General features: G+C 63.3%; 8 protein-coding genes, 2 tRNA genes and 1 pseudogene. 7 read left to right on the top strand and 4 right to left on the bottom strand.

Annotated elements, in window-relative coordinates:
- Positions 1–1206 (bottom strand): ATP-dependent DNA ligase (locus tag VLR48_RS01285; protein WP_325290044.1); only part of this gene is annotated, 1206 nt, incomplete at its 3' end.
- 248 nt (positions 1207–1454) lie between these two features.
- On the bottom strand, positions 1455–2198 hold the full coding sequence (locus VLR48_RS01290; protein WP_325290045.1) for a ferredoxin--NADP reductase: 744 nt from the start codon (positions 2196–2198) through the stop codon (positions 1455–1457).
- A gap of 314 nt (positions 2199–2512) precedes the next feature.
- On the opposite strand from VLR48_RS01290, the gene VLR48_RS01295 reads away from it, so the two are divergent.
- From VLR48_RS01295 to VLR48_RS01310, 4 genes are all read left to right on the top strand, one after another.
- The gene (locus tag VLR48_RS01295) at positions 2513–3022 is read left to right on the top strand and encodes a glutathione peroxidase (protein ID WP_325290046.1); all 510 of its coding nucleotides are present in this window, start codon (positions 2513–2515) and stop codon (positions 3020–3022) included.
- Positions 3023–3460: 438 nt separating this feature from the next.
- Entirely contained in the window at positions 3461–4801 is a 1341-nt protein-coding gene (locus VLR48_RS01300) for a heterodisulfide reductase-related iron-sulfur binding cluster (RefSeq protein ID WP_325290047.1), read from the top strand.
- A gap of 305 nt (positions 4802–5106) precedes the next feature.
- Entirely contained in the window at positions 5107–5688 is a 582-nt protein-coding gene (locus VLR48_RS01305; RefSeq protein ID WP_325290048.1) for a DUF3501 family protein, read from the top strand.
- On the top strand, positions 5689–6504 hold the full coding sequence (locus VLR48_RS01310; RefSeq protein WP_325290049.1) for an HAD-IIA family hydrolase: 816 nt from the start codon (positions 5689–5691) through the stop codon (positions 6502–6504). It abuts the gene before it with no gap.
- A 136-nt stretch (positions 6505–6640) separates the two neighbouring features.
- Here VLR48_RS01310 and VLR48_RS01315 read toward each other — a convergent pair whose 3' ends face one another.
- A complete protein-coding gene (locus VLR48_RS01315; protein WP_325290050.1) occupies positions 6641–7240 on the bottom strand; it encodes a YceI family protein in 600 nt (199 codons plus the stop codon).
- A gap of 231 nt (positions 7241–7471) precedes the next feature.
- Positions 7472–8359: a protease HtpX gene (htpX, locus tag VLR48_RS01320; protein WP_325290051.1), complete on the bottom strand. Its 888-nt coding sequence runs from the start codon at positions 8357–8359 to the stop codon at positions 7472–7474.
- A 191-nt stretch (positions 8360–8550) separates the two neighbouring features.
- On the opposite strand from htpX, the gene VLR48_RS01325 reads away from it, so the two are divergent.
- The 3 genes and pseudogenes from VLR48_RS01325 to VLR48_RS20160 form a co-directional block, all read left to right on the top strand.
- A tRNA-Ala gene (locus VLR48_RS01325) sits at positions 8551–8626 on the top strand.
- 56 nt (positions 8627–8682) lie between these two features.
- A tRNA-Glu gene (locus VLR48_RS01330) sits at positions 8683–8758 on the top strand.
- Between the two features lie 206 nt (positions 8759–8964).
- A pseudogene (locus VLR48_RS20160) lies at positions 8965–9276 on the top strand (restriction endonuclease); the annotation flags it as partial.
- Positions 9277–9413 lie beyond the last annotated feature (137 nt).

Here is a 9413-nt window from a genome sequence, read left to right on the forward strand (position 1 = left end):
GCTGCCCCATTCCGCCGCCAGGATCACCAGATCAAGCGTCTGCGTCGGCTTGATCTTGAGCCACTGCCGACCGCGCGATCCGGCCGCATAGGGCGCCGCCGGGTCCTTGGCCATGATCCCCTCGTGACCGGCTGCGAGTGCCCGATCCAGGAAGGCGCGGGCTTCGGCCGCATCGCTCGGTTGCCGCCGCGGGATGAGTGCTCGATCCGGAACCACCTCGGCGAGAGCGCCGAAACGCTCCCGCGCCGGCGCATCGATCAGAAGTGTCCCGTCGCATTGAACGCAATCGAAGAAGAAGGCGCTCAGCGGCAGCTCGGCACGCAGACGCGCGACGTCGAGCCGCCGACCGAAACGGCGCATGCTGGTCTGGAAGGGATGCGGCCGCCCATCCGCCCGCAGCGCCAGCACCTCGCCGTCGAGAACCAGATCCACGACGGGAAGGGGCGCGATCAGCTCGGGGATCTCGGGCACCGCCGCGGTCACCTCATGGCCCTGACGGCTGTAGACCCGCACCTCCTCGCCGCGCTTATGGACCTGAACTCGCGCGCCGTCGAGCTTGAACTCGAGAGCGGGCGCCGCGAGTCGGGCGAGCGCGTCGTCGAGATCCTCCGCCGGTTGGGCGAGCATCGGCAGGATCGGGCGAAACAACTCGAGACCGATCGCGCGCAGCCCCGCGGCCCCGGTGTCGAAGGCCGTGCGCGTCACCCGCGCCGGATCGCCGCTCAGCATGAGGGCGCGCCGAACGAGGCCGGGATCCAAGCCGGCCGCTTGCGCGACCGCCTCCATCACCAAGCCCTCGACGGCCCCTTGCCGTAGCTCGCCGAGCATCAGTCGGGCAAGAAATCCCTGTTCCCCGCGGGTGGCCTGCTCGAACAACCCCTGCAGCAGCGCCCGACGCTGTGCCTGTACGCCGGCTCCCTTGACGGCGAGCAGGGCGTCGAATGTCCGATCCAGGTCACCGAGGGTCAAGCGCCCGCGATCGACCGGCGCCAGACCGCGGAGTGCGTCCACCTGAGACGGTCCGACTCCGACACGACCTTGCGGGATCTCACCGGCGAGATAGCTCGCGGCAAGCGCGGTCTCCTCCCGATCCAGCCGACCGATCAGGTCCGCGATCAGGCCGATCTTGTCGCGCCGTGACGAACGGGCGGTCACCTCCGCCGAGAGTCGGACGAGCGTGTCGAGCGTGGTTGCAGAGGTATCCATCGGCGTTCGGCTCGTCGAAGCCATCGGTTACGATCTCCCAATTCCGGATCGCCCAAGGCTAAACCGCGTCCAGAGCAAGCTGCTCATTTTCGAGTGAGCTCGGCGTTTAGTACATCCACAACCCTTAGCGGAGACGTAGTTTAAAATGATATATTTTTTAATATCTTAAACTGCGCCAACTCAAACGGTCGACAAGTCTGCCGGGGCCGATCCCATCCAAAAACATCACATACCGCACCGGGCGCGGTTTAATGGTACTGCTCCGTCGTGTACTGACCGGGCGCATGCCGCTTGTGACGTGCCAGACCCCGCTCTTCGAGGATCACCTTTACGTCCTTGATCATGGCCGAGTTCCCGCAGAGCATCACGTGGCTGCTGTGGTGGTCGATGGCCGCGCCGACATGGGCCTCTAAGCTGCCGCTCGTGAGCAGGTCGGTGATCCGGCCGGACAATGCACCCGGGACTGTCGCACGACTGACCGCCGGCACGAACTTGAACCGCTCGCCACGGCGCTCGGCGATTGCGGCAAGGGTCTCGCCGTAGGTCAGGTCGGTGGCCTGTCGTACCCCGTGAACCAGAACGACGCGCTGAAACAGGTCCCAAGGCTCCGGGGAGCGGAGGATCGAGAGGTAGACGCCGAGCGCGGTGCCGGTTGCGAGCAACCAGAGCGTCTCCGCCGGCTCGACCGTGTCGAGCGTAAAGATCCCGCCCGGTTTCTCCGAAAGCCAGACCTCGTCGCCGGGATTCAGGTCGGACAGACGCGGCGTCAAGGGGCCTTCCGGGACCTCGTTGAAATAGATCTCGACGGGACGTTCCTGCGGCGGATTCACCAGCGAATAGGGTCGTCCCACGCGATCGCCCTCGATATCCAGGGCGACCTTGATGTACTGCCCCGCCTTGAAGTCGGCAACCGGACCTTCGAACTGCATGCTGTAGAGTCCGTCCGTCCAGGCATGCTTGCCCGTCACCTTCGCTTTCACCCAGTCGCTCATAACCGATCCTGCTCCTCGTTGATCCTAAAAATCCCGACGTCGTGGTCTCACGGACGATGTCGGCGAGGCCTGAACGACGCTCGCGACGACATCCCGCGATAATGCTCGCAGTTTGGTGCCCACCACCCGTTTTCAAATCATCGTCATCGGACATCTCCCGTCCTCGGCGGGGAGGCGACGTGTCGACTCCCCGCCGAGGACGGGATTGTATTCGGCATTTTGTGCATTACCTCGCGGAGGACGAGTCTTGACCGAGGCCGAAGAGAATTCCCCCGAACATGAAGACCACATTATTCGCATTAGGAATCGCCGTCATGAGCACCACAGCAAGCGCCGCCACCCCACCCTGCTCGCCCTTGCTCGATGTCGAGGTGCGTCGACTCGCGGGACAGGAGGTCGTCAACCTCTGCGAAGCCTATCAGGGCAAGGTGGTTCTGATCGTCAACACCGCCAGCAAGTGCGGCTTCACCTCGCAGTACGAGGGACTCGAATCCCTCTACGCGAAATACAAGGACCAAGGGCTCGTCGTGCTGGGTTTCCCCTCCAACGACTTCGCGAACCAGGAGCCGGGGAACGAGGAGGCGATCGAGAAGTTCTGTCGCTTGACCTACTCGGTCGACTTTCCGATGTTCGAGAAGGTCAGCGTCAAGAAAGGCGCGGCGTCCCCGCTCTTCGAGCGACTGGCCGTTGCCGGCGCTCCCTACCCGAAGTGGAACTTCTACAAGTACCTGATCGATCGCGACGGCAAGCTCGTGGACCATTATGTCAGCTTCACCAAGCCGGATGATCGCAAGATCGTCAAGGCGATCGAGAAGCTGCTGTAACCGATCCGGAGGGCGCTCCGGCTGCCGCAAGATTGTAAGCCGGACAAGCGCAGCGCAGTCCACCAACGCCGACGCCGGGCTCGGTTGACGGGGGATCCCACGCCGCAAATCAGGCACCCCCGAGTCGCCGGACGGTCCTGAAGTGGTTCGTCTCGACGATGATTCCGATTCGCCCTATCGATTGGTACGCCGACACCGGCCCGTCTACAGTTGTATCGGGCGCAGGTGGGTTCTTCGAAAAGCAGGGTGTATCCCGCAGGTGCCCGGTATCGAGGACCTCGGAGAGCTGAAGAGGGCCGCAGCCCTCGGCCGGATCGGCTTATCGAGATCCCGCGCCCGTCCCGCGCACGAGAAGCGATCGACTCGGCGCCCGAGGTGAACGAGGCGGCCTCGACGCGCTCGGACGACGGATACTACCGAATCAGGGGAGGTCAACGCATGGCGACGTCAATCAGCCGGGAGGGAAGTCTCGAAGCCCCGACCCGTCACCCGCTCGACTGGCAAAGTGATGATTTCTACGACCAGGCTTCGCTCGACAAGGAGCTGGAGCGCGTCTTCGACATCTGTCACGGCTGTCGCCGCTGCGTCAGCCTCTGCCAATCCTTCCCGACCCTATTCGATCTGGTGGATGAGTCCGAATCGATGGAGGTCGACGGTGTGGCCAAGGACGACTACTGGAAGGTGGTCGACCACTGTTATCTCTGCGATTTGTGCTACATGACCAAGTGTCCCTACGTGCCGCCGCACGAGTGGAACCTGGACTTCCCGCACCTCATGCTCCGCGCCAAGGCCGTGAAATATCGTCAAGGGAACGTGAAGATGCGCGACCGCATCCTCACGAGCACGGACACGGTCGGCTCGCTCGCCGGCATCCCGGTCGTCAACGGACTGGTCAACGCGGTCAACGCCAATTCGGTCGGACGACAGGCGCTCGAGGCCGTGCTCGGCGTCCACAAGGACGCGCGTGTTCCGCCCTACGTCAGCGACACACTGCGCAAGAGCGAGAAGGCGCGCATCGGACGCTCCGCCGTCGGCGAGCCGGCCGGCCCGACCAGCGGCAAGGTCGCGCTCTTCACCACCTGTTACGGCAACTACAACGAGCCGGGCGTGAACGCCGACCTGATCGCGGTCTTCGAGCACTCGGGCATCCCGGTCACGCTCCCCGAGAAGGAGCAATGCTGCGGCATGCCCAAGCTCGAGCTCGGCGACCTGGACGCCGTCAAGGCGGCCAAGGACGCCAACATCCCGGTGCTCAAGCGTCTGGTCGACGAGGGTTGGGACATCGTCGCGATGATCCCGTCGTGCGTGCTGATGTTTAAGCAGGAATTGCCCCTGATGTTCCCGGAAGATCCGGACGTTCAGGCGGTCAAGGCGCGCATCTTCGACCCCTTCGAGTACCTGATGCTCCGTCACAAGCACGGCAAGCTCAACACGGATTTCAAGAAGCCGCTGGGCAACGTCATCTATCAGGCGTCCTGTCATCAGCGGGTCCAAAACATCGGGCAGAAGACCCGTGAGGTCCTGGCAGTCGTGCCCGACACGACAGTGGAGATCATCGAGCGTTGCTCGGGCCACGACGGCACCTACGCGGTGAAGAAGGAGTATTACGCCTCCGCGATGAAGATCGTGCGCCCGGTTGCAGGCCGCGTGGAGAAGGCGGCACCGGATCACTTCGGTAGCGACTGCCCGATGGCCGGCGCCCACATCGCGCATGCACTCGGCAAGGACGGCGAGCAGCAGCATCCGTTGAGCCTGTTGCGGATGGCTTACGGAATCTGAACCGCGCCCGGCGGGACACTGAAACCCCGCTTATCGGATCGGTCTTCGTAGACCATGCGGCGTCGGCGGTGTCGCGGTTCAGGATAGGAAAGGGTCTTGCTCATTCGGGCGATCAAGGGCAAAGCCCGAGATCCTCGCCCGAGATCCTCGCAAAGCGGCGACGGCCCGGGATCGACGACTTGCAGTCGTCTTCTTCCCCTGTTCTGACGGCCAACGGGATCGAACCCGACTCGACGAGTCCGAAAACCGCCCCGAACGCGCTTCGGCCGGGCTCATGAAACCTATCGATCGGTTTGGAGACAACGATGCATCTGACACGAGACGACCTTTACAGCCTCGAGAAGTACGCGGAGGTTCGCGGTGATTTCCGGGCCCGCGTGATGGCCCACAAGAAACATCGGCAGGTGGCGATCGGCGCCCATGCCACGCTCTATTTCGAGGATCGCCTAACCATGCAGTATCAGATCCAAGAGATGCTGCGCGCCGAGCGCATCTTCGAGTCGGCGGGGATTCAGGACGAGCTCGACGCCTACAACCCGATGGTCCCGGACGGGAGCAATTGGAAGGCGACCTTCATGATCGAATACGAGGACGTCGAGGAGCGGCGCGATGCCCTGACGCGCCTTCGCGGGATCGAGGATCGGGTATGGGTCCAGGTCGGCGATTTCGATCGGACCTATGCGATCGCCGACGAGGACATGGAACGCGAGGACGCGACCAAGACATCGGCCGTGCATTTCTTGCGTTTCGAGCTGACGCCACCCATGGTCGCGGCGATGAAACAGGGCGCCAAGCTCGCGCTCGGGACCGATCACCCGGAGTACGGCTATCAGGTCGAGGCGACCCCGGAGGTCCGTGACTCGCTCGCCCGCGATCTTGCCGACTGAATGAAACGCCCCCGTCCCCTCGCCTTGCTCCTCGACATGGACGGTCTCCTCTTCCATGGAGACCGTCCCCTGCCGGGCGCGCGGCGGCTGCTCGACCGCCTGAAAACGACACCGCACGCCTACGTCACCAATAACCCGATCCGCACGCCCGAGCAGGTCGCGGAGAGCTTCACGTCAATGGGGCTGCCGCGACCGGAGCCGGAGCGGATCATCACCTCGGCCTTGGCCACGGCGCGCTGGCTGAGCCACGTTCGACCCGGGTTCGGTTATTTCGCCGTCGGAGCCGGCGGTTTGGATGCGGCCCTAAGCTCGGTCGGAACGCCGGACGCCGAGCGCGCCGACGTGGTCGTCGTGGGCGAGGGACCGGGGCTCGACTTCGAGCAGCTCACCGTCGGCATCAATCTCATCCTGAGCCGTGGCGCCCGTCTGGTCGCCACCAATCCGGACACCGCCGTCGACGGGATCCGCGACGGCCATCATCTTGTGCTGCCCGGCGGCGGCGCCCTCGTTGCACCTTTCGCCGCCGCAACCGGTGTCACACCCACCTTCGTCGGCAAACCCGAGCCCCTGCTCTACGAGATGTCGCTGGAAATCCTCGGCTGCACGGCGGCCGAATGCATGATGGTCGGCGATCGTCCGGACACGGACATCGCAGGTGCCGAGAGGCTCGGCATGTGGACCGCACTCGTGCGCACCGGCCGGTTTGCCCCGGGTCGTCCCTGGGTCGAAGGCATGCCGCCGCCGGATTACGATCTGAACAACCTGGACGACCTGATCGACGCCTTGGACCGAGATGTCCCCGGCCTGCTCGCCTGATCCGAGCCTCCCGTCGCCGTAGGAACGAACGAAGAACTCTAAGGCGCCGTCAACCGCGCGTCGTGGATGATATCGGCGTGCCGCTGCTGCGCCCCCGTGAGGGTGTTGCGAATGACGGAATCATAACGCCTGCACACTACTGCCGAACCCCTTCGATGGACAGAATCATCTCCACGTTTCGGGCGGCCGGCCCCAAATCGTAGTCGATCCCGAAGTCTTTGAGCGCGAAGCTGGTCGAGCCCTGGAACCCGCGGCGATATCCGCCCCAGGGATCAGGCCCGTTGCCGATGCGCTGCACCTCGATCCGCACCGGCTTGGTGATCCCTTTCAGGGTCAGCTCGCCTTCGAGCACCGAAGTGTTGAAGCCCGTTTCCTTGTAGGCCGTCGACTTGAAAGACGCCTGCGGAAATCGGTCGACCTCGAGGAAATCCTCGCCGCGCAGATGTTTGTCGCGCTCGGCGTGATTCGAATCCAGACTCGCCGTGTTGATGATCAGCTCGACCGCGGAGTTGCTCGTGTCATCGGTGTCGTAGGTGAAGGTTCCCGAAAAGTCGTTGAAACGCCCATAGAGCCAGCTGTAGGCGAGATGTTTGACGCGAAACTGCACGAACGCATGTCCGCCATCGGTGTCGATCACATAGCGCTCGACCGCCGCCGTCGCGACGGCCGGTACCGCTCCGGCAATGGCGAGACACCAGATCGCGATCGGCAACATTTTGATCTTGAATGCTTTCATCCTCATCTCCTCGAACCGGCCCTGGACCGCGGCGGACGCGGTTCGCGGCGCCGGATCATCCGCATCAGCGAGCGGTAGCGATCGATGCAACGATGCTTCAACGCGGCAAGAGAGTACGCTCCAGCCAAGACGATCAAAGAGCGCCCGGCTCACGCCGGGCGCTCGATCGGGCCGAATACGATGCCGAGGTCGGCGACGACGCCCTCGACTCGGCGCGTCGACGCCCCGGGATCAGTCGCGCGCCTGCTCGAGGGCCGCGATCCGCTTCTCCAAAGGCGGATGGCTGGAGAACAGCGCCTTCAGACCTTCGCCGATATTCCCCGAGATGCCGAAGGCCGCGAACTCCCCGGCGGGAAGATCCTGCGGTTGATGAACACGCTGCAAGGCACGCAGCGCATTCGCCATCTGGGTGCGGCTGCTCAGGCGCGCCCCGCCCTCGTCGGCCCGAAACTCGCGATAACGCGAGAACCACATCACGATCATGCTGGCCAGGAAGGAAAGCAGGATCTCGGCCACGATCGAGACGACGAAATAGGCGATACCGTGGCCCTCTTCGTTCTTGAAGACCACGCGGTCGACCGTGTGACCGATGATTCGCGCCAGGAAGACTACGAAGGTATTGACCACACCCTGGATCAAGGCAAGCGTGACCATGTCGCCGTTTGCAACGTGACTAATCTCGTGGCCCACGACCGCCTCGACCTCATCCTTGGTCATGTGCTGCAGGAGCCCGGTGCTCACTGCCACCAAGGCATCGTTGCGATTCCAGCCGGTCGCGAAGGCGTTGGGCTCGGGCGAGTCGAAGATGCCGACCTCCGGCATCTTGATGCCGGCCGCTTGCGACTGGCGCGCGACTGTCTCCATCAGCCAGCGCTCGAACGGGGTCGACGGCTGCTCGATGATCTGTACGCCCATCCCGCGCTTGGCCATCATCTTCGACATGAACAGCGAGATCAGCGATCCGCTGAAGCCGATGATGGCCGACATGATCAGGAGCGCATTCATGTCGAGTCCGCCGCTCTCGAGCAGCAGACCGTCAATCCCTAGCAACCGGAAGACGACGCTGATGACGACGAGAATCGCCGCGTTGGTCGCGAGAAACAATAAGATCCGCATCATAGATCTAGGCTCCTTGAGGGTAGGTTCGAAAGCGCGCTTACCATGCACCGGCGGCGCGCCCTGCACAAGCCCGCGAGCGGGCTCGCAACGAGATGCACAGCATATTGGGTCGCGCCGCCCGCAACAAAGCATGAAAACCGGTCTAGACAAACGAAAAGTCCGCCGGTAATATTCCGCGTCTCGACGACATCGGGGCCATAGCTCAGCTGGGAGAGCGCAACACTGGCAGTGTTGAGGTCGGCGGTTCGATCCCGCCTGGCTCCACCAATCAATCAAAAAGCTCCGACAGCATGATCACAGTCGGATCTTCGAAAACGGTCACCGTCCCCATCGTCTAGTGGCCTAGGACACCGCCCTTTCACGGCGGTAACCGGGGTTCGAACCCCCGTGGGGACGCCAATCAAAACAAAGGCATGCGGAAACGCATGCCTTTTTTGTTGGGCGCTCGGCAACGTTTCCGAATCATTTCCGAACTTCGCGACGCCCGCTTCGAAGGCAACGGAATCGACGTCGACGAGACGCCGAATACACGAAAAGCATCCGGTTTGTCGTATCGGTCCGGATGCTCTAGCCTTGCAGGCTTCCCGCCAGCCAGGACGAGCACCGTGGGCAGCCCCTTCTTCGATCGGCCGATCCTCAACTCGCCCTACGACTATCCAACGTGCCATTGGGAGCTTGACGACACGGGTCAGCCAACCCAAAAGATCATCGAGACTCGGCGCAACGCCCAGTTCGTCACGCCCATCCCCAAGCCGAAGAAGCAGAAGGGCGTGCACAAGCAGAGCGAGATCCTGTTCGACGAGGGGAAGGGCCTGAGCACGGAGGACCAGCGTTACGCCCATACCGCCATCATCAACGGCGTGCGCCAAGAGGTCGACCGCTGGCGGCTGGATCCCGACCCGAACCACTGGCGCGTGTTGTCGCTCACTTTATTTCACCGGCCGATTCCCGAATTATTTCGCGCGGAATGCTCGCGGCTTTCCCGCACTGATCACCTCGGTGGCGCAGTGTCGGCAGGTGGATGAGTGCGAGGAGCCTGAGGAACGCGAAGCCG

Origin of the sequence: Thiocapsa sp., assembly GCF_035467215.1 — a bacterium.
GTDB lineage: Bacteria > Pseudomonadota > Gammaproteobacteria > Chromatiales > Chromatiaceae > Thiocapsa.